The sequence below is a fragment of the [Clostridium] ultunense DSM 10521 genome (genome assembly GCF_000511955.1).
Taxonomy (GTDB): domain Bacteria; phylum Bacillota; class Clostridia; order Tissierellales; family Tepidimicrobiaceae; genus Schnuerera; species Schnuerera ultunensis.
In genome coordinates this window covers 213648-239321 of the sequence record NZ_AZSU01000003.1, presented here as the reverse complement: position 1 = coordinate 239321, position 25674 = coordinate 213648, and the positions used below count along the sequence as shown (strand labels likewise).

Here is a 25674-nt window from a genome sequence, read left to right as displayed (position 1 = left end):
ACTACTTTTTACTAGTCGTTAAAACATGTCTGTTTTTATATAAATAATCAACTCCAGACAGCACGGTAAAAAATAAAGAAGAATATAACATAATTATATCAAATGGAAAATTTATCAATCTAAAGGGAAAATTATCTATCAACAGGCTGATTATTGCAATCAATTGAGTAATAGTCTTGATTTTACCTAAGGAACTAGCAGCTATAGTTATTCCCTCCGAAGCAGCAATGATTCTAAAGCCAGTAATGGTAAATTCTCTAGCTATAATTATTACAACAATCCAAGCTGGTACTTTACCAAGTTGAACCATAGAGATTAAGGCTGTAGAAACCAATAGTTTATCTGCTAATGGATCAATAAACTTGCCAAAGGTAGTTACTTGCCCTCTACTTCTAGCAATATATCCATCTAATCCGTCTGTTGCAGAAGCTATAGCAAATATGAGAGCAGCAACATATGTACTGTTGTTAAAATCAGAAAACAATACAATCATGAATACAGGAATCATAAGTACCCGTAATAAGGTAATTTTGTTTGCTAAATTCATTCTACAATCTCCCCAATCAAATCATATTCTAAACAATCGGTAATTAATACATTAACAAATTGACCCATTTCAAGGGGATTATTAGAATTAATGTATAAAATACCGTCTATCTCAGGGCTATCCATATAGGTTCTACCTATATACATTCCATCTTTATACATACCTTCGACTATAGCTTCATAGACATTACCAATTTTTTTCTTATTTAAGGTATAAGATATAGTTTGTTGTAATTCCATAATCCTATTTCTTCTATATTTCTTAGTTCTTTCATCTATTTGATTATTAAAATCATTGGCAGGTGTCCCTTCTTCCCTAGAATAGGTAAAAACACCTAATTTATCAAAATTAGTATTCTCGATGAAATTATATAACTCGTTGAAATTATAATTACTTTCTCCAGGAAATCCTACAATAAAGGTGGTTCTCAATATGATATTTGGTATTTCTTTTCTCAACACCAATATCAAACTCTTGATATCTTCTTTTGAAGTTCTTCTATTCATCTTTTCTAAAATTTGATTATTTACATGCTGCAGAGGCATATCCAAATATTTTACTACCTTATCATTATTTTTAATTGAATAGATTAATTTAGAAGTAATATTGTCTGGATATAGATAGAGTAATCTTATCCACTTTAATCTTTCGATCCTATTTAAATTATCTAATAATTCATGCAACTTATATTCTCCATATAAATCTATACCATAATCAGTAGTATTTTGACCAATTAGAATAATTTCTTTTACACCATTATCAACTAAATATTCTACTTCCCCAATAATATCTTCCATTCTTCTACTTCTATGTTTACCTCTTAATCTAGGTATAATACAATAGGTGCAATAATTATTACAACCTTCGGAAATTTTAACGTATTCAGTAGGTCTAAAACTCTGTCTATTAATTCCCTCTAAATATTCTTCGTCTATATTCCCTGATAATGTGATTTTATTTTCTCCTTTTTCTAAACGATTAATTATTTCAGCAATATATTTTATATTACCCGTACCAATTATTCCATCTATTTCTTCTATTTCTTCCAAAAGCTCTCTGGAATACCTTTCAGCTAAACATCCAGCCAGTATTATATACTTACACAATCCTTCTCTTTTATACCTAGTTATTTCCCATATAGTATCTATTGATTCCTCTTTTGCATCTTTTATGAAGCCACAGGTGTTTATTATTATAACTTCTGAATCTTCTAATGAATTTGATATACAATAATTGGTTTCTTTTAATACTCCCATCATTAACTCTGAGTCTATTTCGTTTTTCGAACATCCCAATGTTACAATTGAAACCCTCTTTTTATCCATGAATCATCTCTCCCCAAATAAAGAATCTACTTCATCTCTTGTTATAAGGACTTTTCTTGGTTTACTTCCCTCATGACCACCGACTATGCCTAATTCTTCCATTTCATCTACTATTCTAGCAGCCCTTGCATACCCAATCTTCAATTTTCTTTGAAGTAAAGATATGGAAGCTTGTCCTTCACCAGTTACTAAATAAGCTGCATCTGGTAATAATTCATCCCTATCTCCTAAAAAATTGTCTAATTCAATTTCACTATGTATAGTTTCTATTATTTCATCATCATAATCTGCTAAGTTTTGAGCTTTTAAAAATTCCACAACCTTTTCTACCTCTCCATCGCTAATAAAAGCTCCTTGTATACGAATTGGTTTGGATAGGTTTGAAGGGTAAAAAAGCATATCCCCTTTTCCCAAAAGCTTTTCGGCTCCAGACATATCTAATATGGTTCTAGAGTCTACTTGAGACGATACAGCGAAAGATATTCTTGAAGGTATGTTAGCCTTAATAGTACCAGTTATAACATCTACAGAGGGCCTTTGGGTTGCTACAATTAAATATATTCCTGCTGCTCTTGCCATTTGAGCTAGTCTACATATTAAATCCTCTATTTCTTGAGCAGCTACCATCATTAAATCGGCTAGCTCATCGATAATGATCACAATATTGGACAATCTCTCCTCCTTTTTATTTTCAAATTTCTCATTAAAGGCTTTAATATCCCTCACACTATTTTTAGCAAATAGTTTATATCTTCTTTCCATCTCCTCAACAGCCCAGTTAAGGGCAGAAGCAGCTTTTCTAGGTTCAGTAACTACTGGTATTAAAAGATGGGGTATACCGTTATAAATACTTAATTCCACTACCTTAGGATCAATAAGTAACAGCTTCACTTCGTCTGGATGAGCTTTAAATAATATACTCATAATAATAGTATTTATACAGACGCTCTTTCCTGAGCCTGTTGCGCCAGCAATTAAAAGATGGGGCATTTTATCTATACTTGAAACTATTGGCTTACCTGATATATTCTTACCTAATAATAAAGGTATATTACTATCTAAAGAAATATATTCATCGGATTGTAATATCTCTTTTAACCCTACATTATCCTTTATTCTATTGGGTACTTCGATACCTACAGCCGCTTTACCAGGGATTGGTGCTTCAACTCTAATATCTGATGTTGCTAAATTTAGAGCTAAATCATCTGACAAATTAACCACCCTACTCACTTTAATACCTGGAGCAAGTTGTAATTCATAACATGTAATGGCTGGTCCTTTGTTTATTTGCATTATATTCGCATCAATTCCAAAGTTCTTCATAGTCTCTTCAATCTTCTTTGCATTATTCAGTATTTCCTTTTTACTATAAGGATCTTGCTTTTTTTCAAAATCCTTCAATAATTCTAGAGAAGGTAGGGTATAATTTGCTATTACATTACTGCTTCTACTAACTAACATCTCATCTTGGATTGTAGTATTTACTTCGATTGTAGTATCTAATTCCCTACCCTTTTGCCCATTATTTGTATGATCATGAATTATAATTTGCTTATCTATCCTATCTGTCTTTGTGGTATTAGAGATCTTTTGTTTACCATCTAGACCCCTATTTAAATTGGTAATATTATTTTTTTTAAACTTTAATTTTTTAATAAAATCCTTTATCCTTATTTCAGTAAAAAGCAAAACAGTTATTAAAATAATGAAGGCTATAATAATATAAGAACCTACGGAACCGAATAATTTCAAAAAAACAAATCCAAAAACTGTTCCTATAAATCCCCCACCTAAACCTTCTTTACTTAATTCTACTGAATTTGTGATTTTAGTTGAAAGGCTAGTACCAGTTTGGGCCTTTATATCTATTAAAGTCAAAAAACAAAAAAATAATATCAGTAGATGCATAGGTTTTCTATCTTTATCTATATCAATCTTATTTATTATAAACAACAGTCCTATAGCTATAATTATTAGAGGAAATATGTATCCTCCAAAGCCCATAAGGGTAAAAAATATACTACGCAAGAATACTCCAATAATACCTGTTTTATTGCTAATTAAACTAATGGAAGAGAGAATTCCAAGGGAAACAATTATTATGCCTATAATTTCCCTTGTAATTTCCATATTTTTAACTTTCTTCTTTTTACTCAAGAAGATCACCACCTCTTGAACAAATTCTATGAAAAATTTTTAATCAATTTATTTAATAAACGAGAATACTATAGTTATTAATCCCACTAACCATAAATAGTAAGAAAAATAATGAAGTTTATCTTTTTTAAGCATTTTAATCAGTATTTTTATTGCAAAAACTCCAACTATAGTTGATAATAATACTCCTACAACTAAAGGCATTGTAAAAGCAACTTGGCTATCAGTCTTTATGACTTCCCTTATTCCTAATATTCCTGCCCCAAAAGTTGCAGGTAAAGCTAATAAAAATGAAAATTCCGTGGCTAAGGATCTATTCAACCCTCTAAACAATCCAGCTACAATAGTAGAACCAGATCTAGATATGCCTGGTACAATAGCAATTCCTTGGAAAGTGCCTATAATTAATCCATCGAGAAAGCTCATATTCTTAACTTTTTTATTTTCGTAACTTTGATTATTTGCAACCCATAATAAGGCCCCAGTTATTATAAAAGCTATTCCTATAGGAAGAATAGAGGATGAATAAAGTTTCTCGAAAAAATCTTCAAAAGCTAGTCCAATTATAGCAGTAGGTATACTGCCAATTATAATTAGCAGTCCCAGTTTTTGATAATCATTTTTTATTTTAAGCTTTTTTTCTATTATCCAATTTTTAATCATCTTTATAAATTCAACAACTATCTTTATTATATCATTAAAATAAACAATTACTATGGATACCAAGGTACCAAAATGAAGCATCTCAGCAAAAAAAAGATTTCCTTCAGTTATACCAAAAAAATGTTGTAGTATTACTAAATGTCCAGAACTACTAATAGGTAAGAATTCAGCAATCCCTTGAAAAACTCCTAGAATGATAGCTTGAACTAATGTCAAATCGATTCCCCCTTTATTTCCTATTCTCATGTTATTATAGCATAATTTAAATTGTTATACTATGAATTTTTCATATGGATGAGAGTATTGAGTTTATTCAATGCTTGACTAAATCCGCCAACCTCATCAATTAAGCCGCTATCAACGGCTTCTTTTCCTATAAGTATGGTACCTACATCATTTGCTAATTCATCTGTAGAATACATCAATTCCCTTAAGGTATGCTTGTTTATTTTCGATGTTCTTAGTATAAAGTTAATTATTCTTTTTTGCATCTTTTCAAAATATCTAAAAGTTTGAGGAACACCAATTACCAATCCAGTTGTCCTAATGGGATGGATGGTCATAGCAGCTGAAGGTACAATAAACGAATAATCAGAAGCAGTAGCTAAAGGAACTCCAATACTATGCCCTCCACCTAAAACCAAAGAGACTTTAGGTTTATCTATACTATTTATCATCTCCGCTAAAGCTAATCCTGCCTCCACATCTCCGCCTACAGTATTTAATATGATAAAAATTCCCTCTATTTTAGGATCTTGCATAGCTGCTATTAACATTGGTATTATATGTTCATATTTGGTTGTTTTCTTATCAGAAGCTGAAATATTATGCCCTTCTATTTCCCCTATTATTGATATAAATTGTATATCATTTTCAAAGCTTGGTGCTTTAGGTGTACCTAGCTCCTTTACATTATCGAGTACTTCATTACTGTTGTCTGATACCGTCTCTTTACTCACCATATAACCTCCATTTTATTAATCATATCTAGATTATAGTTTTTACTTTTCTCATTATAATATGCTAAAATATAAAAAAAGAAAAACATTAAATCTGATTACTAGAATCAGGCTATATGTCTAAATACGTTTATTATTATGACAGCCAATTTACAGTTCAACTATAATCATATCATTCCCAATCTTTCTAACAGCATCCCAAGGAATTTCAATATCTATATTTTCTCCAAATAACTTAAACTGAAGTTTTCTTTCTGGAACTAATAATTTTAGTATCTTCCCAGTTTTTTTGTCTACAACTATATCTGTATCAGCTATTATTCCTAGCCTTTCACCATTATTTAAATTAATGATCTCCTTCCCTCCTAATTGACTAAGCATTATAGTCATATTATCATCTCCTTATATATGTTATTATATATTATGCTCTATTGAAAATAATATGTTGTATCATTTTTGATAAGGTTAAATATGATGATATTTTAAAAATATTACAGGGTATTTTAATACCCTGTATGTCCAAAACCTCCTTTTCCCCTATCTGTGGAATCTAAAGCGTTAACCTCAATAAACTTGGCCCTTTCGTACTTAATAACTACCAGTTGGGCAATTCTATCTCCTCTATTTATTGTATATTCTTCTTTACTTAAATTGACTAAAATTACTCCTATTTCTCCCCTATAGTCACTATCTATAGTGCCAATTCCGTTGGCTAATGAAATTCCATGTTTTAATGCTAATCCACTTCTAGCTCTTATCTGAGCTTCATATCCATTAGGTATGGATATATATAATCCTGTTGGCATTAATACCCTTTCTAATGGTTTGATTACTATTGGTTCATCTATATTTGCATATAAATCCATTCCTGCAGAACCTTTGGTTTTATAATTAGGAAGAGGAAAAGGGCTTTTGTTTACTACTTTTATTTCCATATTATCACCTCAAATAAAAAATATTTCTTTCAATTCTTTATCTATCATTTCATGACCAGAAATATTTCCAACATAAGCTATATTGTATTTGCTCTTGTCGAAAATTCTTGATATTATCCTCTTAATATCTTCCATTGCAACCCTATCAATTTTTTTCAAAACTTCCTCTGGAGTTAATATTCTTCCTAGTAGTAGTTCAGATCTTCCTATGTCTAACATTCTAGAAAAAGTACTTTCCATTCCCAAAATAAAATTCCCTTTTAATTGTTCTTTTGATTTGGTTAATTCATCTTTAGTAATTAAATTGGCTTTTAAGTCTTGAATATCCCTTTCTATAAGCTTGGCCACATTAATAATCTGATCAATACCCAAACCAGCGTATATGGTAAATGCTCCTACGTCTTGGAAAGATGTAGCATGGGAATACACAGAATATACTAATCCTTTTTCTTCCCTTATTTTTTGAAATAATCTAGAGCTCATGCTACCGCCAAAAATATTATTCATAACCATTAGAGGATATAGATCATCCGAACCCCTCTTAACTCCTTCCATGCCTATACATAAATTTAATTGTTCTATATCTTTTTGCTGATATCTTAATTTTTGTTTGAATTTCGGCATATTATTTTTTTTGTAATTGTTAGAATGACCCTTTGTGTTGTTGTTAAAGCATTCATTTAATAACTTTATAGTATCTTTAGAATCAAAATTTCCCACGATTGATATGACCATGTTTTCTGGAGTATAATTCTCTTTGAAATATTTTAGTATAGTTTCCCTATTTAAATTATTTATAGTTTCGATAGATCCTAGTATAGGTAAGGCTAAGGGAGTATCCTCAAACATAAGTTCGCTTAATAGATCATAAACTATATCCTCAGGTGAATCTAAATACATTTTTATTTCTTCCAATATTACTCCTTTTTCCTTTTCAATATCCTTTTCATTAAATATGGAATTATTAAACATATCAGATAGAAGGTCTATAGCAATAGGTAAATGGTTGTCCAACACTTTAACATAAAAGCAAGTATACTCCGTACTTGTAAAAGCATTTAATTGGCCGCCAATATTATCTATTGATTGAGCGATCTCTTTAGCAGTTCTATTTGTTGTGCCTTTAAATAGCATATGTTCAATAAAGTGAGAAATTCCGTTTACATATTTTTCTTCCTTGATAACACCATTACTCACCAATATTCCTATGGAAACGGAATTAACATAAGGAATATTCTCCATAACAACAGTAACTCCATTATCCAGCTTATCTTTTAAATACATTCTTGTCCTCCTAAATTTCTATATGGTTTATTTGATTACATCACTTATTGTACCAATTTTATATCCTTTTTCAAATAAATAAGATATGATTTCGGGCAAAGATTTAACCGTTTCTTTAGTTGGATGCATCAATACAATAGCTGAATCATGAATTTTACTGACTACCCTGTTTATTATTTTTTCCTTTGTACTATCTTCTCTCCAATCAATTGTATCAACACTCCACATAATTATATCATAATTTAAATCTTTTGCAGCTTTAACCGTATTATCATTATATGCTCCCGATGGAGGCGCAAAATATATTGGCTCCACTCCTAAGATATCGTATACAATATTATGGGCTTTTAAAATTTCTTCCCTATTCCCTTCATAACTTAACTTATCATAATCTATATGCCTATATCCATGATTACCTATCTGATGGCCTGACTTATATATTGCTTTTAACAAATCTGGGTTGTTTTTTGCCCAAGTACCGGTAACAAAAAAAGTTATTTTTATATTATGCTCAGAAAAAGTTTCCAACATTGGTTGGATATATTCATTTCCCCAATCTATATTACAAGCAAAAGATACGACTTTACCGTCTACATTCCCTTTATAATATATATCCATTTTAAAGGTTTCATCTACTCTATTATAAAAAGAAAAATATATTGCTACGGTCATTATTATTATTATTATAATCAATAACGTATAGATAATCTTTCTATTGACAATCAAAATTCTCACACCTATCCCTCCAATAATCTTTCTATGATTATTTATATTCAAAGGGATAGTAAATTATATTTATTTTTTCATACTTATAGACTTTTCTCATAAATTAAAAACATGAACCTTAGTTGGGTTCATGCATTTAGTTCTATATTCGCTCTTTATTCTTTTTCCACTTTTGGTAAAGCTGCTTTCCTCGATAGATTAATCCTACCTTGATTATCTATATCAATTACCTTAACTAATACCTGGTCTCCATTTGATAGTACATCTTCAACCTTATTAACCCTTTCGTTAGCAATATTAGAAATATGAAGTAATCCTTCTTTACCATTGATTATCTCAACAAAAGCGCCAAAGGGTACTATTTTTACAACTTTACCCATATAAATTTCTCCAATTTCTACATCTTTCACTACTTCGTTAATCAATTCCTTGGCTTTTTCTCCATTTTCCATATTGTCTGAGGCAATAGATACCTTACCGTCATCATCTATATCGATTTTAACGCCTGTTTCATCTATTATTTTATTGATTATCTTGCCACCTGGTCCTATAATATCCCTTATTTTATCTGGATGGACTTGCATCGTTATTATTCTTGGTGCGTAAGGTGACAATTCTTCTCGTGGAGTCGAGATAGCCACTTTCATCTTTTCTAATATATATAATCTGCCATCTCTAGCCTTTGTTAAAGCTTCATTCAATATATTTCTATCAATGCCAGATATTTTTATATCCATCTGAATAGCAGTTATTCCCTTTTCGGTTCCTGCTACCTTGAAATCCATATCACCTAAATGGTCTTCTAAACCTTGAATGTCAGATAAAATAGCTACCTTATCTTCTGATTTGATCAATCCCATAGCAATTCCTGCTACTGGAGCCTTAATTGGCACCCCTGCATCTAATAAGGCCAAAGTACTTCCACATACACTAGCCTGAGAACTGGAACCATTTGAACTCAGTACTTCAGATACTAATCTTATTGTATATGGAAATTCTTCCACTGGTGGGATAACTGGTTCTAGTGCTCTTTCAGCTAAGGCACCATGTCCTACTTCACGTCTTCCTGGCCCTCTTAACACTCTAGTATCACCAACAGAATAAGGTGGAAAATTATAATGATGCATATATCTTTTGGATTCTTCTTCACTAATTCCGTCTATAATCTGAACATCGCTAGATGCCCCCAGAGTTGCTACTGTCAATACCTGAGTTTGGCCTCTTTTAAACAACCCTGAACCATGAGCTCTAGGTAATAAGCCTACTTCACTAGTTATAGGACGGATTTCATCTGCTTTTCTATTGTCTGGTCTAATTCCTTCTTCTAAAATAAGCCTTCTAACTTCTTCTTTTAATATTTCTTCCATTACTTCAACAATATCTTTTTCATTCTCAGGATACTTTTCAATAAAATTATCTATTGTCTCTTCTATTACCTTATCAATTGCTTCTTCTCTGTTCTGCTTTTCATAAGTTTGGATAGCGTTAATAAGCTTATCCGTAGCAAACGCTCTAACTTCTTCCCCAATATGGTCATCTGGTTTAAAGACTATAAAGTCTTGTTTTTCCTTTCCTACTTCTTCTTGAATGTCTTCAATAAAATTGCATAACTTTTTTATTTCTTCATGAGCAAATAATATAGCTTCCAATATAGTCTTTTCAGGTACCTCATTGGCTCCTGCTTCTACCATCATAATTGCATCTTTAGTCCCTGAAACAACTAAATGGATATCTGATTTATCCCTTTCTTCAGCCGTTGGATTGATTTTAAACCCTCCATCTACTAATCCAACTAATACAGAAGCTGTTGGTCCATTAAATGGTATATCAGATATTGAAAGGGCTACAGAAGACCCGATCATTCCAACTATATCTGGTGTACAATCTTGATCAACAGATAATACAGTTGCAATAACTTGAACATCATTCCTATATCCATTTGGAAATAGGGGCCTTATTGGTCTATCAATTAACCTTGATGTTAGTATGGCCTTATCACTAGGCTTACCCTCCCTTTTAATAAAGCCTCCTGGTATTTTACCTACCGAATACAACCTTTCCTCAAAATCAACACTTAATGGAAAAAAATCTATTCCTTCTCTTGGCTCTTTAGAAGCTGTAGCTGTAACTAATACTACCGTATCTCCATATTGGAGTAAACATGCACCATTGGCTTGTTCAGCTACTTTTCCAATTGTAATAGAAAGATTTCTTCCAGCTAAATTATACTGAAACTGCCTTTCCATGTTCTACCTCCTTTTGATGATTTAACATATTATTATTATAACCTTTTATTGATTAAAAACACTAGATACTAAAGGTAAATCAATAGAGCGGGATAGAACCCCGCTCTTATTACCTTCTAATTCCTAATTTTTCAATTAATGCACGATATCTTTCAATATCCTTTTTCTCTAGATACCTTAATAAACCTCTTCTTTGACCTATCATCTTGAATAAACCTCTTCTTGAATGGTGGTCTTTTTTATGGGTTTTAAGATGTTCTGTTAAGGAATTAATTCTGTGAGTTAAGATTGCAATTTGAACTTCTGGCGAGCCCGTATCCCCTTCATGCAATCTAAATTCTTCAATAATTTGAGCTTTTTGTTCCTTTGTCATAGTCATTTATTATACCTCCTCTTATTTGAGTTTCACCAATAGCTAAGTAAATCGCCGAGGTACGATAAACTTAGCTAAAGGTACTTCTTTATCAAATTAATATTATCATATATCTATCTAATTGTAAATATTATTGATGTTTTTTTACATATTCCACATCTCTCTTTATCTGTTCAATTAATTCTTGGGTTGTGTTGAACTTAATATCATCCCTTATAAATTCTATAAACTTTACTTCCATATGCTTGCCATATATATTGTTGTTAAAGTTTAAAATATAGTTTTCGATCTTTAATTCATCTTCATTAAAAGTTGGATTATAACCTATATTTGTTAAGCTTATATACTCTTTATCACCTAAAATAGTAATAGTCTTATACACTCCAGTCTTAGGTATAACATATTCATGTTCTAATCTAAGGTTGGCAGTAGGGTAACCTATTTTACTCCCCCTACTTCTACCTTTAACAACCTGCCCAACAATTGAATAATATCGTCCTATAAGGTTATTTGCCTTCTCAATAGAGCCAGACTTAATTAAATTTCGGATCAAAGTACTACTTACAACTTCCTCATTAACATAGATGGGTTCAATGATATTAACTTGAAAACCTTCCTCTTTACCTAAGTGTATCAAATATTCACTATCTCCAGCAGCCTTGTGTCCAAATCTATAATCAAACCCAACTGTAACTAATTTTGCATTGAGTCTATCAATTAATATGCTTCTAACAAACTCTTCTGGAGATAATTTCATTAAATTTTTATCAAAATTAATAGTATATATTAAATCAACACCTAATCTATCTAATATCTCTAATTTTTGATTATATGGGGTAATGATTTCTAGCTTTGATTTGCCTTCCTTGTCTAATATGGTTTTAGTGTGATTCTTAAATAATAGAACTGAAGATTTTAAATTTCTTTCCTTCGCCTTATCGATATTATCCTTTATTAAGTGTTGATGACCAATATGGATTCCGTCAAAATTTCCTAAAGCAACACCAGTTTCGTATCTACTTTCTTCATAATTATTCAAATCTATAATTTCCATATTTACCACCTTATATAAGAACTTTATCTATTTTAATATTGGGTATATGATTTTTGATTATAATTCTTCCTATTCCAACAAAAGTATTATTACAATAAATTCTAGTAGGTGAGTTTATTGGGTAAGATTCAATGATATTATTTCCTATAGGTAGAATGTTACCATTAATTAAACCATTGTAAAACCTATTTTCAACAAATAAAGCGTCCATATGGCTTATGCTTTGATCTATTGGACAAATTATTGATTTCAACTCAGATCTATTTAAACTTTTTATATAATCAAAACTATAGCTATCTTTTATATTGAAAGCACCTACGCCAGTCCTAATCAAATAGGACATATAACCATAAGTACCTAATAATTCGCCTATATCATGACATAAAGTCCTAATATATGTGCCCCTTGAACATTTGACATAGAAGATAATTTTTTTATTATCAATTATATTATATATTTTTAAATCGTATACCTTTACTTTCCTTGGGGGACGTTCTACAATTACCCCTTTCCTCGCTAATTCATATAATTTCTTACCATCTTTTTTTAATGCAGAATACATAGGTGGAACTTGTTCAATTTCCCCTATAAATCTATCAAAAGCAATGTGGATATCGGCTTCACTAACCTTTTTTGTGGAATAGTCAATAATTTCACCATCTATATCCTGGGTATCAGTAGCCATACCTAAGATCAATTCCCCTATGTACTCTTTATCCACATCCAATAGATATTCGCTAATTCGGGTTCCCTTACCTATACATAAAGGTAAAACTCCGGTGGCATTTGGATCTAAAGTTCCTGTATGCCCAATCTTTTTTATTCCTAGAATTTTCCTCATATTATATACTGCATCGTGGGAAGTAATTCCCCTAGGTTTAAACAAATTTATTGTCCCATTCATATAATCACCTAAAGTTCATTAAAATCTCTTCTAATATAATGTCCTTTGTTACAGGAAGTCTTTCATTAATAGTACATCCAGCTGCTCTAATATGGCCACCGCCATTGAATTTATTACAAATCCTGGACACATCTATTCGTTTTTTACTCCTTAAACTTACTTTTACTTCATTTTTGTCTATCTCTTTTAAGAGGCATGCCACTTCAATAGAATCAATACCCCTTACAAAGGATATTAATCCTTCTGTATCCTCCATTTTAGCATCATAAGCTTTTAACATCTCTTGAGTGACAGCTATAACTCCAACTTTCCCTTCTAAATATGTTTCTAAACTATTCATGGAATCTATAAATAATTTGGTTCTAGCCATACTCCTGTTTTGATATAGGTTAATATTTATAGTTTCTACATCAATCCCTACTTTTAGCAATTCTGCTACAATTAGATGGGTTTTATAGGTAGTGTTGCTATAGATAAAGCTTCCCGTATCTGTACTAATAGCCGTATATAGACAGGTAGCAATATCTTTGTCAATATCTACTGCCATTTTTTTTATAAATTCATATACAATTTCTCCTGTTGCAGCAGATGAAGGAGATACTATATTTATATCCCCAAAATTATCATTTGTGATATGGTGGTCAATATTTATAACTCTTTTAGCTTTTCGAGCAAATTCTTTGCCTAAGCCTAACCTATTTAAATCGCTACTATCTAAAGATATTAAAAGGTCAATAGGTTCATTTATATCATAATTTTTGATCATATCAATACCAGGTAAAAATTGATAGTCTGAAGGTATATCGTCTACCTTTATTACTTTTATACCGCCCTTAAATTTTTCAATGGCCTTAGCCAAGGCCAATGTAGAGCCAATATTGTCTCCATCTGGCTGCACATGGGAAACTAAATATATATTATCATATCTCTTAATTAATTCAATTGCTTCTACCATCAAAATTCCTGTTGAGTTATTCATCCCTATCTCCTCTTTTATCCTCATCTTCCCTATTAACCTTCTCGATTAACTTAGAAATATAAAGGCTATGTTCTATAGACTCATCTAGATGGAAAATAGGCTCTGGTGCATGCCTTAAATCTATTCTATTACTAATTTCCTTTCTAACAAATCCTTTCGCACTTGTTAATCCATTCAAAGTTTCTTCCTTCACTTCCTTATCCCCTAATACACTAACATATATATTTGCATAGCTCAAATCGTTAGTCACCTGGACCTTTGTAATACTAGTCATTGGGCTTACTCTTGGATCTTTAATTTCTCTAGTTATTAATTCTGAAACAACCTTCCTAATTTCTTCAGATATTCTATTTATTCTCTTGTTCTTCATAAGGTTACACCCCTTATCTTTCAACTTCTTTCATAATATATGCTTCTAAAATATCTCCCTCTTTTATATCATTATAATTTTCTAAACCTAATCCACCTTCATAGCCTGAAACTATTTCTCTAACATCATCTTTAAATCTTTTAAGGGAGGATACTTTACCTTCAAATATTACTATATCGTCTCTTAGCAATCTAATTATGCTATTCCTTGTAATTTTTCCTTGTTGTACATAAATTCCAGCAACTACACCTACATTTGGAACTCTAAAAGTGGCTCTAACCTGAGCTCTGCCAATAACTTCTTCTACATATTCAGGTTCTAGCATACCTTTAATAGCAGATTTTATATCTTCAATTGCATCATAAATAACTCTATAAGTTCTCACATCTACCTTCTCATGTTTAGCAATATCCAATGCATTTAAAGTAGGTCTTACATTAAATCCAATAATTATTGCATTAGATGCTGAGGCTAACATTACATCACTTTCAGTAATTCCTCCAACCCCACCATGGATTATATTTATTTTAACCTCTTCATTTTCTAACTTTTCCAATGATTGTCTAATTGCATCTATAGTTCCTCTTACATCGGTTTTTATAATAATATTAAGGTCTTTAATTTCACCTAATTGTATTTTTTCAAACAAATCATCTAAAGATACTTTTTGTGAAGCTCTTAATTGCTCTTCTCTTACTATTTCTTTATTTTTATTAGCATAGGCTCTTGCAGTTTTCTCATCTTCAACCGCATATAATAAGTCCCCTGATAGGGGTACTTCTGATAAACCTAGAATAGCCACCGGTATAGATGGACCAGCTTTCTTAACATTTTTCCCTTTATCATCAAACATAGCCCTTACTCTCCCACTAGCACTTCCAGAAACCACCATATCACCCACCCTTAAAGTACCTTTTTGAACCAATACAGTAGCAACAGGGCCTCTACCTTTATCAAGTTGGGCTTCAATAACGGTACCAACTGCTTTTCGATTTGGATTAGCTTTTAACTCTTGCATTTCTGCTACTAAAAGAATCATTTCCAGTAATTCATCTATACCCTCTTTCTTTAATGCTGAAACGGGAACACTAATAGTATCTCCACCCCATTCTTCTGGAACCAGCCCATGCTCGGCTAAATCCTGTCTTATTCTATCTATATTTGCATCTGGTTTATCAATCTTATTAATTGCAACCATAATAGGTACATTTGCTGCTTTTGCATGATTAATAGCCTCAATTGTTTGGGGCATTACTCCATCATCTGCGGCCACAACTAATATTGCTAAATCAGTAACTTGTGTACCCCTTGCTCTCATAGATGTAAAAGCTTCATGACCAGGCGTATCTAGAAAAACAACTTTTTTGCCTTCTACATTTACTATAGAAGCTCCTATATGTTGAGTTATTCCGCCAGCTTCTTGTGTAGTAACTGAAGTCTTTCTAATAGCATCTAATAGGGAAGTTTTACCATGATCCACATGTCCCATTACAGTGACTACAGGTGGCCTTGGCCTAAGGTCTTTAGGATCGTCTTCAAAATCTAAGTCAAATTCCCTCTCTATATCTTCCTCATCTTCAACTTTATCCATAATAACTTTAAAGCCAAATTCATCTGCAACAATACTCGCAGTATCAAAATCAATAGATTGATTTTGACTAGCCATAACCCCTAATCCAATTAATTTAGTTATAACTTGAGTTGCACCTATTCCAATTTTATCAGCCAAATCTTTGACTATTATAGTGCCTCCCATTTCTATAATATTATCTGCCTTGTCATTATCCTGTTTTTTATCTTTTTTTCGGTTATTTTCGCTATTATTTTTTACTTTCATCGCCTTCCCTTTGTTGCTATTTTTCTTTTCCTTTTTACCTTCTTTTTCTTCTTCAAAAAGTCCTTTTATCATTTCTGCATCTTCACTTTCCAGTGAACTCATATGACTGCTAACCTTTAAATCTAACTCTTCCATCTTTTCCATTAAATCTTTACTCGTCATTCCAAGTTCTTTAGCAAGCTCATATACTCTTATTTTTATCAAACTATACACCCCCAATATTTTTACAGGTGATAATTAGTATTAAAGTTCTTCTTTAGAATCAACTACATCATTTAGTTTATCATATATCTCATCTGGTATTTCTATTTCCAATGCCCTATCAAGTTTTTTATTCTTTTTAACTTTATCAAAGCATTCCTTATTTTGGCAAATATATGCCCCTCTGCCATTTATCTTTCCAGTTAAATCAACTTGAATAATACCATCTTTATTCTTTACCACCCTAATAAGTTCTTTCTTAGGTCTATTTTCATTACATGCAACACATTTTCTTAGAGGTATTTTTTTCCTACTCAATTTATCATCCCTCCCGACTTTAAGAATTCGAATCACCATCATATTGACTTTCGCTTTTTATATCTATTTTCCAATTAGTCAGCTTCGCTGCTAATCGGGCATTTTGACCTTCTTTACCTATTGCCAAAGACAATTGATAGTCAGGAACTACAATTAAAGCCGCTTTTTCTTTCTCATTAATCTCTACCTTAATCACCTTTGATGGACTTAAGCTATTAGCTATAAATTCATCTATATTTTTGCTCCAAATTATTATATCTATTTTTTCACCATTTAACTCTTCCACTATAGCTTTTACCCTAGTACCTTTAAAGCCTACGCAAGCCCCTACTGGATCTACATTAGGGTCCTTGGAGTGTACAGCAATCTTAGTCCTTGAACCCGCTTCTCTAGATATGGCATAGATATCTACAATCCCTTCATTAATTTCAGGAACTTCCAATTCAAATAACCTTTTAACTAGACCAGGGTGAGACCTGGAAAGGATAATTTGAGGTCCTTTAGTAGTCTTCTTAACTTCCAGTATGATTAACTTTATCCTATCTCCCTGATTATAAACTTCCCCTTCTATTTGTTCAGTAGGAGGTAAAATGCCTTCAGTTTTCCCTAGATCAATATATACATTGTTTTTACTAATCCTTTGAATCATCCCCGTTATTATTTCGTTCTCTCGATTTATAAATTCGTCATATATTACATCCCTTTCTGCATCCTTTATTCGTTGTATAACCACCTGTTTAGCTGTTTGAGCTGCAATCCTACCAAAGTTTTTGGGAGTAACTTCAACAATGACAATATCTCCTATCTGGTATTTATCATCTATCTCTCTAGCTTCTTCTACATTTATTTCCAGCAAATCATCCTTTACTTCTTCAACGACTGTTTTCTTTGCAACTACCCTTACTCTACCTGTAGCTCTATCTATTTCTACTTCCACATTTTGAGATGAACCAAAGTTTTTCTTATAGCTCGAAATTAGTGCAGACTCTAAAGCATCAAAAATGATCTCTTTAGATATCCCTTTTTCCTTTTCTATTTCTTCAAGGGCATCAATAAACTCTGCATTCATTAATTAAACCTCCCTTAAAATTTTACTGCCAATTTAATCTTCGAAATAACTTCCCTATCCAATTTTTTATCCATCAGATTATCTTCTCTTATTTTAATATAATCCTTATCAAAATCCAATAATTCTCCAATATATTTCTTCTTACCGTCTATACTCTTATAAAGGTTAATCTCTATATCCTTACCAATGTTCCTTTTTAAATCCTTATCAGTCTTCAATGGTCTGTCTAAACCAGGGGATGAAACCTCTAAATAATAACTTTCCTCAATAGGGTCTAATTCATCCAATTTATCTCCCACTACTTCACTTACCCTTTGGCAATCATCAATACTAATACCTTCCGTTTTACCTATATAAAATCGCAGGAAATAACTGCCATTCTCCTTCACAAACTCTAGATCTACTAAATCATATCCTAGTTCCTCCACAACAGGTTCACAATGTTCTCTAACAGTTCTAATAATATTTTTTCTACTCAATTTATCACCTCCGTAAAATCATATCTATTTTTTGTAATACAAAAAGAAATATACCTTTATCATTCATGAGTAAATCAAACAAATTAAGAGTGGGTCAGCCCACTCTATAAGCAAATTAACCTTTTATTGTCCATACAATTTAATCATAATAATTATATCATATTCTTACAGAAAATCAAATATTAAAAAGGCTAATCTGATTACTTTCAGGTAAACCATCAAAACAACCGTGTTCCCTTAGAGCTTCTACCACTGTTTTGCTAACTTTAGTTCTTGCAATCAGATCTTCTACGGATAAAAATTTTTCTATATTTCTTTCTTTAACGATATTTTTTGCTGCAGTCTCGCCAACTCCATCTAAACTTTTTAGAGGAGGTAGTATTCCCCTCTCTCCTATTAAAAATTTTTCACTATCCGATTTGTAAAGATCTACTTTTTCAAAATTGAAACCTCTTGCATACATTTCTTGAACAACTTCTAATACAATAAGCAGGTTTTTTTCCTTTGCTGTAGCCTGATTGGATAAGCTTTCTAATTCTTTAATTTTTTCTCCAACAGCCTCCTGACCTTTTAATACTAAGTGGGCATCAAAATCTTGGGCCTTAGTTGTAAAATAAGTGGCATAAAAAGCCGCAGGATGATGGACCTTAAAATAAGCTATTCTATAGGACATCATTACATAAGCCACAGCATGAGCCTTTGGAAACATGTATTTAATTTTATTACAAGAATCTATATACCATTCTGGAATATTAAAACTTCTCATATATTCTTCATCTTCTTCCGTTAAACCTTTCCCTTTTCTAACCTTTTCCATTATTTTGAAAGCCCTTTTCTTATCTAGACCAGAATATATTAAATAAAGCATAATATCATCCCTGGTAGAAATAACTTCCTTCAAAGAAGCAGTGCCATTTCTTACTAAATTCTGTGCATTATTTAACCATACATCGGTACCATGGGACAGACCGCTAATCCTAACTAATTCAGCAAAAGTAGTGGGATTTGTATCCATTAGCATCTGTCTAACAAATTTTGTACCAAATTCCGGCACCCCTAGAGTACCTACTTCTATATTTATATCCTTATTTTTAATATTTAGAGGTTTTGCGCTAGTAAATAGCTCCATGGTTTTTTTATCATCTAAAGGGATTTCACTAGGATCTACCCCTGTGATTTCTTCTAACATCCTTATGATAGTAGGAACATCATGCCCTAAAATGTCCAATTTCAGAATTCTACCACTAATAGAATGATAATCAAAATGGGTAGTTATAACTCCTGACTTTTTATCATCGGCAGGGTATTGTATAGGTGTAAAATCATATATTTCCTTATTTTTTGGTACTATCATTACTCCCCCTGGATGTTGGCCAGATGTCCTCTTAACCCCAGTGCAACCTTGTACAAGTCTATTGATTTCAGCTGGATGCACATTTAACCCCTTCTCTTCGTGGTACTTTTTAACAAAACCATAAGCAGTTTTATCAGCAATAGTACCAATAGTTCCAGCTCTAAAAACATAACCTTCTCCAAATAGCTCTTCTGTATATTTATGGGCACAGGCTTGATACTCTCCAGCAAAGTTTAAATCTATATCTGGTTCTTTATCCCCTTCAAACCCTAAAAATACTTCAAAAGGAATATCATGGCCATCTTTTGCCAGTTTTGATTTACATTTTGGACAATCTTTATCTGGTAAATCTATCCCAGAACCTATGGACCCATCTTCAATAAATTCACTATATTTACAATGTGGACATACATAATGGGGCACTAAAGGGTTAACCTCTGTAATTCCACTCATGGTTGCGACGAAAGAAGAACCAACAGAGCCTCTGGAACCTACTAAATATCCATCCTCTAAGGATTTCCAAACTAACTTTTGAGCTATTATATACATTACTGCATACCCATTCTTAATAATTGAATTTAATTCCCTGTCTAACCTTTCTTTCACTATTTTAGGTAAAGGGTCTCCATAGATTTCAATAGCTCGGTTATATGTTATCTTCTTTAATTCTTTCTCAGCCCCTTCTATTACTGGAGGATAAGTCCCTTGGGGAATAGGGTCTATTTCATCTACCATATTTGCGATTAAATTAGGGTTTTTAATAACCACTTCTTCAGCCTTTTTTTCACCTAAATACTCAAACTCATTTAACATTTCTTCCGTAGTCCTAAGATATAAGGGTGGTTGTAGGTCAGCATCAGAATAGCCTTGACCAAACATCAAAATCCTTCTATAAATTTCATCTTCTGGGTCTAAAAAATGTACATCTCCAGTTGCAACTACAGGTTTACTAAACCTCTCACCTAATTCAACAATGCGTTTATTAATATCTCTTAGTTCCTCCTTTCCTTTTACTAAACCATTCCTAACTAAATGCATATTATTAGCTATTGGCTGTATCTCTAAATAGTCATAGAAACTAACTATATCCTTTAAATCGTTATAACCTTTACTCTTAAGAATGGCTTTATATAGTTCACCGGCTTCACAAGCGCTTCCTATAATCAATCCTTCTCTATTGGCATTGAGTAAGGTTTTGGGAATTCTTGGCCTCCTATAAAAGTAGTTTAAATGGGATTGGGATATTAACTTATATAAATTCTTTAATCCAATTAGGTTTTTTGCTAAGATTACAATGTGAAAAGACTCATCCTTTGAAATATCTTTTTCCTCAATGAGCTTGTTAATTTTATCAAATCCATTGATCCCATTTTTATTTAATAACTCCATAGATTTTAGGAAGATTTCTGAAGTTGCCTTTGCATCATCTACAGCTCTATGGTGATTTAATAAATTTACATTTAAATGTTTAGCTACTAAATTAAGCTTATGACTTTTCAATTCTGGAAATAAAGCTCGCGATAATTCCAATGTATCAAAAATTGGATTGTTGACAGTTTTGCGGGCTTTTGCTAGTTGTTCCCTAATAAAAGATACATCAAAAGAAGCATTATGAGCAACTAACACAGCTCCGTCTATAAATCTTTCAAATTGTGGTAAAACTTCTTTAATAGTAGGCTTATCCCTTACCATCTCATCAGTAATTCCCGTAATATTTACTATCCTATTTGGAATTGGCCTTTCTGGATTAATCAGTTGACTAAATTCATCAACTATCATGCCCTTTTCAATCTTAACTGCGCCTATTTCTGTAATCATATCATTTTTGGGAGAAAGTCCTGTGGTCTCTATATCAAAGACAACAAATGTATCGTATTCTTTTTCATTATCATAGTTAGATATAATTAGTTTTTTATCATTAACTAGATATCCTTCCACACCATATAATATTTTAATTCCTAGTTCCTTACCTGCTTCCATAGCTTCCGGAAAACCCTGGACAACCCCATGGTCCGTTATGGCTATGGCAGTATGTCCCCATTTTTTTGCTCTCTGGGCTAATTTCTTAAAACTACTTAATCCATCCATAGAACTCATCTGGGTATGTAAATGGAGTTCTACCCGTTTTTCTTCTGATAAATCCATTCTTTCCTGTTTTTGTAAAACATTTAAAGATTTAAGCATCAATACTAGATATTTTGAATAATTATCAAATATAATATCTCCTTCTACCTTTACATATAGACCATTATCTATATTGGCTTCAAACTCTTCAAACTGTTTCTCGTTTAAAAATACCTTTACTGTTATAGAATCAGTCAAATCTGTTATATTAAAAATGGCTAATTTTCTATTACCTCTTATCTCTCTAATTTCCACTTGGAATACTTCGCCTGCTATTATAGCGGAACCTGTATTCAGGGTAATATCTCTAATTTTCATAGGCTCTTCATCAATTTTTTTACCGAAGATATAATTAGCATTGGAAGATGCCTTCCTATTCTTTGGTCTATTTTTACTAATCTTTCCATTATTATTTAAAATCTCAGTAGATATTTTTTTTTCTTCGTCTATAGTTTTTTCAATGATTTCATAGCCATTATCTTCTATTCTAGAATCATCTATTTTTACATCAATATCCATATCCAACTCGTTTTTTATTTTATTTTTGATTTTATCGGCAATCCCATTGTTTATTAAGGCATAATTAATTACTTCATTTGTTGGAAAAATCATAATAGATTTTTTTTCTATCTCGTATTCCAACAATTGAACCCAAGATCTACTAGAAGGTATTTCCTTTTCGATACAATATAATATATTATTCCATAACTTACTAATTGTTTTATCCAAATCTTCTAAAATATCATATTTAATGTTAACCAATACACTTAATCCATCAAATTTATTTTCAAAAATATTGGTAATTCTATACAGTATCTCCTCAGCAACTATCTCCTTGGAAGTCAGTATTATTTCAATAATATTCTCCTTGATATTCAATTTCACTTTTTCAACAAATACTGTCCTCAGACTTTCATCAACTGAAATGTTGTTTTTTTTGAGTAATTGGATTAATTGTATTCTAGCTTCATTCATCTTTTGCTATTACCTCCTTTAACCACTTTGGGATACTTCTATTATGCTATCTATACTTGCGAGAGAGTTTAGTATATCATACTTATTACTAAATTTTTTCAACGCTATGTCCAAATTTACCCTAATCAATCCCTCATCTTTATGATCTATATCTATACTAAGTATATTAGCTCCAAAATCACCTAAAATTTGACCAATTTGACCTGGCTTATCTACCGACACTAAACTTATAGATATATAATGGTATCCTTTTGTCTTAAACCTTCGTCCGATTCTGTGAAATGACATAAGAGTAATAATTACCAATACAGTGGTTATTATTGCGGCTAGATAAAATCCAGCGCCAATTGTTAGTCCAATAGCAGCAACAACCCACAAACTAGCTGCAGTAGTCAATCCTGTTATTACCCCTGTATCCCTTCTCAATATAGTGCCTGCCCCTAAGAATCCTATTCCGCTAATTACTTGGGCAGCAATTCTATCAGAGTAATAAAAAGAATCCTGTTGGAAATTGCCGTTAATATATATAGATAATAACATTATTAAAGTAGAACCCAGTGAAACCAAAATATGGGTCCTTAAACCTGCTGGTTTTTTGGTGCTCTCCCTATCTATACCAATAAAACTAGATAATAATATAGACAAAAGGAGTCTTATTATAATCTGTTTATTGTCCAACATAATAACACCTTCTAAAAAATAATCAAAGGCTTTCTATTTCCTTTATCAATTCGTCTAACAGAGATTCTTCTGCTACTTTTTTATATACTTCTCCTTTTTTAAATATTAACCCTTCACCTTGTCCTCCTGCAATACCAATATCAGCTTCTTTAGCTTCTCCTGGCCCATTAACAGGACAACCCATAATTGCAACTTTTAAAGGCTTTTTTATATGTTTCAACCTTCTCTCAGCTTCCTCTACTAGTTTAATTAGCTGAATCTTTGTTCTTCCACAAGTTGGACAGGAAATTATTTCTATACCTTCTTCTAACAAACCTAGAGACCTTAAAATCTCCCGACCTACCTTCACTTCCTCTATAGGATTTCCAGTTAAAGAGACCCTAATTGTATCTCCAATCCCCATAGAAAGAAGAGTCCCCATTCCAACGGCAGATTTCACAGTTCCCCTCCACACTGGCCCCGCTTCTGTTACCCCTAGGTGAAGAGGATAGTCTACTATTTGAGATATTTTTTTATAAGTTTCTATAGTAAGGGGTACACTACTAGCCTTTAACGAAATTTTTAGTTCCTCATAGCCCATATCCTCCATCAGCCTTATATGTTCAAGAGCACTTTCTACCATAGAATCTGCATTTACACCATTATACTTTTCTAAATATTCTTTCTTAATGGACCCGGAATTAACCCCTATCCTTATAGGGATTTGTCTTTCCTTACAAATATTTATTATTTTTTTAACTTTTTTAACTGAACCAATATTCCCAGGATTTATTCTTAAACAATCTGCACCATTCTCTACCGCTGCAATTGCTAATTTATAATCATATTGGATATCTGCAATAAAGGGAATATTTATATTCTTTTTTATCTCCCTAACAGCCTTCGCATCTTCTATGTCTGTAATAGCACATCTAATTATATGACAACCAGCCATTTCTAATTCCTTAATCTGATTGATTGTTGCATCAATATCCTTAGTTATAGTATTGGTCATTGACTGGACTGTTATTGGGCTATCTCCGCCAACTGGCACATTCCCAACCATTATTTTTCTAGTCTTTTTTCTTACCACTAAAATCACCTTCTAAGTATATTAAATCTAATAATATCCGAGTAGGTAACGGTTAACATGAGTAATATCAATAAAATAAAACCAACAAAATGTATGAAACCTTCTTTTTCAGGGTCTATAGCTTTTCCTCGCACAATTTCTAGGAATAAAAATACAATTCTACTACCATCTAAAGCAGGTAAAGGTAATAAATTGAAGAAGCCTAAATTTATACTAATAAATCCCATTAAATAGAGTATATTAGTAAATCCATATTTTGCAGCCTCACCAATAGTATATATTACACCTACAGGTCCTGACAAATCCTTAGTGCTAACTTTTCCCCTGAAAACCATCTTAATAAAATCAAACATTAACATAAGCATTGAACCAGTCTTTTGGAATCCGCCCTTAATTGAAGAAATAAAGGATTTTTGTGAGGTAGGGACTATACCTATAATAACCCTGTTATCCTTACTTATTTCTGGTCTTAAAATAAAATCTTTAGTATCCCCATTACGTAAAACGGTTACTTTCATATCCTCATCAGGATTGGAATTATTAATTTCATTAACTATGGAATCCCAGTTCCTTATATGTTTATCATTAATGTTTAATATTACATCCCCATTTTTTATCCCTACATTTTCAGCAGGGGAACCTTCTAAAGTTTCTAAAACGGTAGTCGTTGGCATGCCTATATTGAAAGAAACTATGGAAAGAACTAATATAGCCAAAATAAAATTCATAGTTGCCCCAGCTACAACTACTGCAATTCTTGAAATGGCAGGTACCTTATTGAAGCTTCTTGGGTCATTAGAGTTCTCATCTTCTCCCTCCATACTTACATATCCTCCAATTGGTAATGCCCTAACACTGTATTTAGTCTCACCTTTTTCCCTTTGAAATATCTTAGGCCCCATACCGATGGAAAATTCATTTACTTTTATACCAACTGCCTTTGCGATAATAAAATGTCCAAACTCATGGAATAGTATTACCATTAAAAAAACGAAAACTGCCGCTATTGCTGTTAGCAACTGTATCACCACCTGTTTCA

Annotated in this window: 23 protein-coding genes; all 23 read right to left on the bottom strand. The window is 32.0% G+C overall.

What is annotated here, in order from left to right; all coding sequences use genetic code 11:
* Nucleotide 1: 1 nt before the first annotated feature.
* Nucleotides 2-547 carry a CDP-diacylglycerol--glycerol-3-phosphate 3-phosphatidyltransferase gene (gene pgsA, locus CUL_RS0108300; RefSeq protein WP_005582721.1) on the bottom strand — a complete coding sequence of 182 codons (546 nt, stop codon included), beginning with the start codon at nt 545-547 and terminating at the stop codon, nt 2-4.
* Entirely contained in the window at nt 544-1872 is a 1329-nt protein-coding gene (rimO, locus tag CUL_RS0108295; protein WP_025641130.1) for a 30S ribosomal protein S12 methylthiotransferase RimO, read from the bottom strand. Before rimO ends, pgsA begins: the two co-directional genes overlap by 4 nt.
* A 3-nt stretch (nt 1873-1875) precedes the next feature.
* Complete coding sequence (locus tag CUL_RS0108290; RefSeq protein ID WP_005582719.1) at nt 1876-4032, bottom strand: FtsK/SpoIIIE family DNA translocase; 2157 nt, start codon at nt 4030-4032, stop codon at nt 1876-1878.
* Between the two features lie 48 nt (nt 4033-4080).
* Nucleotides 4081-4911 (bottom strand): undecaprenyl-diphosphatase UppP, encoded by an 831-nt coding sequence (uppP, locus tag CUL_RS0108285; RefSeq protein WP_005582718.1) that lies wholly within the window; start codon nt 4909-4911, stop codon nt 4081-4083.
* A 59-nt stretch (nt 4912-4970) separates the two neighbouring features.
* Complete coding sequence (locus CUL_RS0108280) at nt 4971-5657, bottom strand: ClpP family protease (RefSeq protein WP_005582717.1); 687 nt, start codon at nt 5655-5657, stop codon at nt 4971-4973.
* Nucleotides 5658-5804: 147 nt separating this feature from the next.
* Nucleotides 5805-6044, bottom strand: coding sequence for a YlmC/YmxH family sporulation protein (locus CUL_RS17025; RefSeq protein ID WP_005582716.1), 240 nt, complete (start codon nt 6042-6044; stop codon nt 5805-5807).
* 113 nt (nt 6045-6157) lie between these two features.
* Nucleotides 6158-6589 carry a dUTP diphosphatase gene (gene dut / locus CUL_RS0108270; protein ID WP_005582715.1) on the bottom strand — a complete coding sequence of 144 codons (432 nt, stop codon included), beginning with the start codon at nt 6587-6589 and terminating at the stop codon, nt 6158-6160.
* A 9-nt stretch (nt 6590-6598) separates the two neighbouring features.
* A complete protein-coding gene (locus CUL_RS0108265; protein ID WP_005582714.1) occupies nt 6599-7873 on the bottom strand; it encodes a M16 family metallopeptidase in 1275 nt (424 codons plus the stop codon).
* A 27-nt stretch (nt 7874-7900) separates the two neighbouring features.
* Complete coding sequence (locus CUL_RS0108260) at nt 7901-8608, bottom strand: polysaccharide deacetylase family protein (RefSeq protein WP_025641127.1); 708 nt, start codon at nt 8606-8608, stop codon at nt 7901-7903.
* Nucleotides 8609-8754: 146 nt separating this feature from the next.
* Nucleotides 8755-10845 (bottom strand): polyribonucleotide nucleotidyltransferase, encoded by a 2091-nt coding sequence (locus CUL_RS17020; RefSeq protein WP_005582712.1) that lies wholly within the window; start codon nt 10843-10845, stop codon nt 8755-8757.
* Nucleotides 10846-10954: 109 nt separating this feature from the next.
* On the bottom strand, nt 10955-11224 hold the full coding sequence (rpsO, locus tag CUL_RS0108250; RefSeq protein WP_005582710.1) for a 30S ribosomal protein S15: 270 nt from the start codon (nt 11222-11224) through the stop codon (nt 10955-10957).
* Nucleotides 11225-11348: 124 nt separating this feature from the next.
* Nucleotides 11349-12272, bottom strand: a complete 924-nt coding sequence (locus CUL_RS0108245; protein WP_025641123.1) for a bifunctional riboflavin kinase/FAD synthetase — start codon at nt 12270-12272, stop codon at nt 11349-11351.
* Between the two features lie 10 nt (nt 12273-12282).
* Nucleotides 12283-13176: a tRNA pseudouridine(55) synthase TruB gene (truB, locus tag CUL_RS0108240; protein WP_005582707.1), complete on the bottom strand. Its 894-nt coding sequence runs from the start codon at nt 13174-13176 to the stop codon at nt 12283-12285.
* A 4-nt stretch (nt 13177-13180) separates the two neighbouring features.
* A complete protein-coding gene (locus tag CUL_RS0108235; RefSeq protein WP_005582706.1) occupies nt 13181-14155 on the bottom strand; it encodes a DHH family phosphoesterase in 975 nt (324 codons plus the stop codon).
* Complete coding sequence (rbfA, locus tag CUL_RS0108230) at nt 14148-14525, bottom strand: 30S ribosome-binding factor RbfA (protein WP_005582704.1); 378 nt, start codon at nt 14523-14525, stop codon at nt 14148-14150. Before rbfA ends, CUL_RS0108235 begins: the two co-directional genes overlap by 8 nt.
* Before the next feature lie 13 nt (nt 14526-14538).
* A complete protein-coding gene (gene infB, locus CUL_RS0108225) occupies nt 14539-16566 on the bottom strand; it encodes a translation initiation factor IF-2 (RefSeq protein ID WP_025641118.1) in 2028 nt (675 codons plus the stop codon).
* Between the two features lie 39 nt (nt 16567-16605).
* Nucleotides 16606-16881: an RNase P modulator RnpM gene (rnpM, locus tag CUL_RS0108220; protein ID WP_025641116.1), complete on the bottom strand. Its 276-nt coding sequence runs from the start codon at nt 16879-16881 to the stop codon at nt 16606-16608.
* A 19-nt stretch (nt 16882-16900) separates the two neighbouring features.
* Nucleotides 16901-17950 (bottom strand): transcription termination factor NusA, encoded by a 1050-nt coding sequence (nusA, locus tag CUL_RS0108215; RefSeq protein WP_005582701.1) that lies wholly within the window; start codon nt 17948-17950, stop codon nt 16901-16903.
* Nucleotides 17951-17964: 14 nt separating this feature from the next.
* Nucleotides 17965-18429 carry a ribosome maturation factor RimP gene (locus CUL_RS0108210; protein ID WP_005582700.1) on the bottom strand — a complete coding sequence of 155 codons (465 nt, stop codon included), beginning with the start codon at nt 18427-18429 and terminating at the stop codon, nt 17965-17967.
* Nucleotides 18430-18604: 175 nt separating this feature from the next.
* Nucleotides 18605-22882 carry a PolC-type DNA polymerase III gene (locus CUL_RS0108205; protein ID WP_005582699.1) on the bottom strand — a complete coding sequence of 1426 codons (4278 nt, stop codon included), beginning with the start codon at nt 22880-22882 and terminating at the stop codon, nt 18605-18607.
* A gap of 18 nt (nt 22883-22900) precedes the next feature.
* On the bottom strand, nt 22901-23563 hold the full coding sequence (locus CUL_RS0108200; protein ID WP_025641114.1) for an MgtC/SapB family protein: 663 nt from the start codon (nt 23561-23563) through the stop codon (nt 22901-22903).
* Between the two features lie 22 nt (nt 23564-23585).
* Nucleotides 23586-24635: a flavodoxin-dependent (E)-4-hydroxy-3-methylbut-2-enyl-diphosphate synthase gene (ispG, locus tag CUL_RS0108195; protein ID WP_025641112.1), complete on the bottom strand. Its 1050-nt coding sequence runs from the start codon at nt 24633-24635 to the stop codon at nt 23586-23588.
* A gap of 5 nt (nt 24636-24640) precedes the next feature.
* The gene (gene rseP, locus CUL_RS0108190; RefSeq protein ID WP_408065623.1) at nt 24641-25663 is read right to left on the bottom strand and encodes an RIP metalloprotease RseP; all 1023 of its coding nucleotides are present in this window, start codon (nt 25661-25663) and stop codon (nt 24641-24643) included.
* Nucleotides 25664-25674: the final 11 nt, after the last annotated feature.

What these genes read in the sequence shown, in the direction of transcription:
- truB (WP_005582707.1), bottom strand. Translation starts at nt 13,176, where the DNA reads ATGAATGGGACAATAAATTTGTTTAAACCTAGGGGAATTACTTCCCAC.
- nusA (WP_005582701.1), bottom strand. Translation starts at nt 17,950, where the DNA reads ATGAATGCAGAGTTTATTGATGCCCTTGAAGAAATAGAAAAGGAAAAA.
- pgsA (WP_005582721.1), bottom strand. Translation starts at nt 547, where the DNA reads ATGAATTTAGCAAACAAAATTACCTTATTACGGGTACTTATGATTCCT.
- CUL_RS0108235 (WP_005582706.1), bottom strand. Translation starts at nt 14,155, where the DNA reads ATGAATAACTCAACAGGAATTTTGATGGTAGAAGCAATTGAATTAATT.
- dut (WP_005582715.1), bottom strand. Translation starts at nt 6,589, where the DNA reads ATGGAAATAAAAGTAGTAAACAAAAGCCCTTTTCCTCTTCCTAATTAT.
- CUL_RS0108200 (WP_025641114.1), bottom strand. Translation starts at nt 23,563, where the DNA reads ATGTTGGACAATAAACAGATTATAATAAGACTCCTTTTGTCTATATTA.
- rbfA (WP_005582704.1), bottom strand. Translation starts at nt 14,525, where the DNA reads ATGAAGAACAAGAGAATAAATAGAATATCTGAAGAAATTAGGAAGGTT.
- CUL_RS0108265 (WP_005582714.1), bottom strand. Translation starts at nt 7,873, where the DNA reads ATGTATTTAAAAGATAAGCTGGATAATGGAGTTACTGTTGTTATGGAG.
- rimO (WP_025641130.1), bottom strand. Translation starts at nt 1,872, where the DNA reads ATGGATAAAAAGAGGGTTTCAATTGTAACATTGGGATGTTCGAAAAAC.
- rpsO (WP_005582710.1), bottom strand. Translation starts at nt 11,224, where the DNA reads ATGACTATGACAAAGGAACAAAAAGCTCAAATTATTGAAGAATTTAGA.
- CUL_RS17025 (WP_005582716.1), bottom strand. Translation starts at nt 6,044, where the DNA reads ATGACTATAATGCTTAGTCAATTAGGAGGGAAGGAGATCATTAATTTA.
- CUL_RS17020 (WP_005582712.1), bottom strand. Translation starts at nt 10,845, where the DNA reads ATGGAAAGGCAGTTTCAGTATAATTTAGCTGGAAGAAATCTTTCTATT.
- CUL_RS0108245 (WP_025641123.1), bottom strand. Translation starts at nt 12,272, where the DNA reads ATGGAAATTATAGATTTGAATAATTATGAAGAAAGTAGATACGAAACT.
- CUL_RS0108280 (WP_005582717.1), bottom strand. Translation starts at nt 5,657, where the DNA reads ATGGTGAGTAAAGAGACGGTATCAGACAACAGTAATGAAGTACTCGAT.
- CUL_RS0108205 (WP_005582699.1), bottom strand. Translation starts at nt 22,882, where the DNA reads ATGAATGAAGCTAGAATACAATTAATCCAATTACTCAAAAAAAACAAC.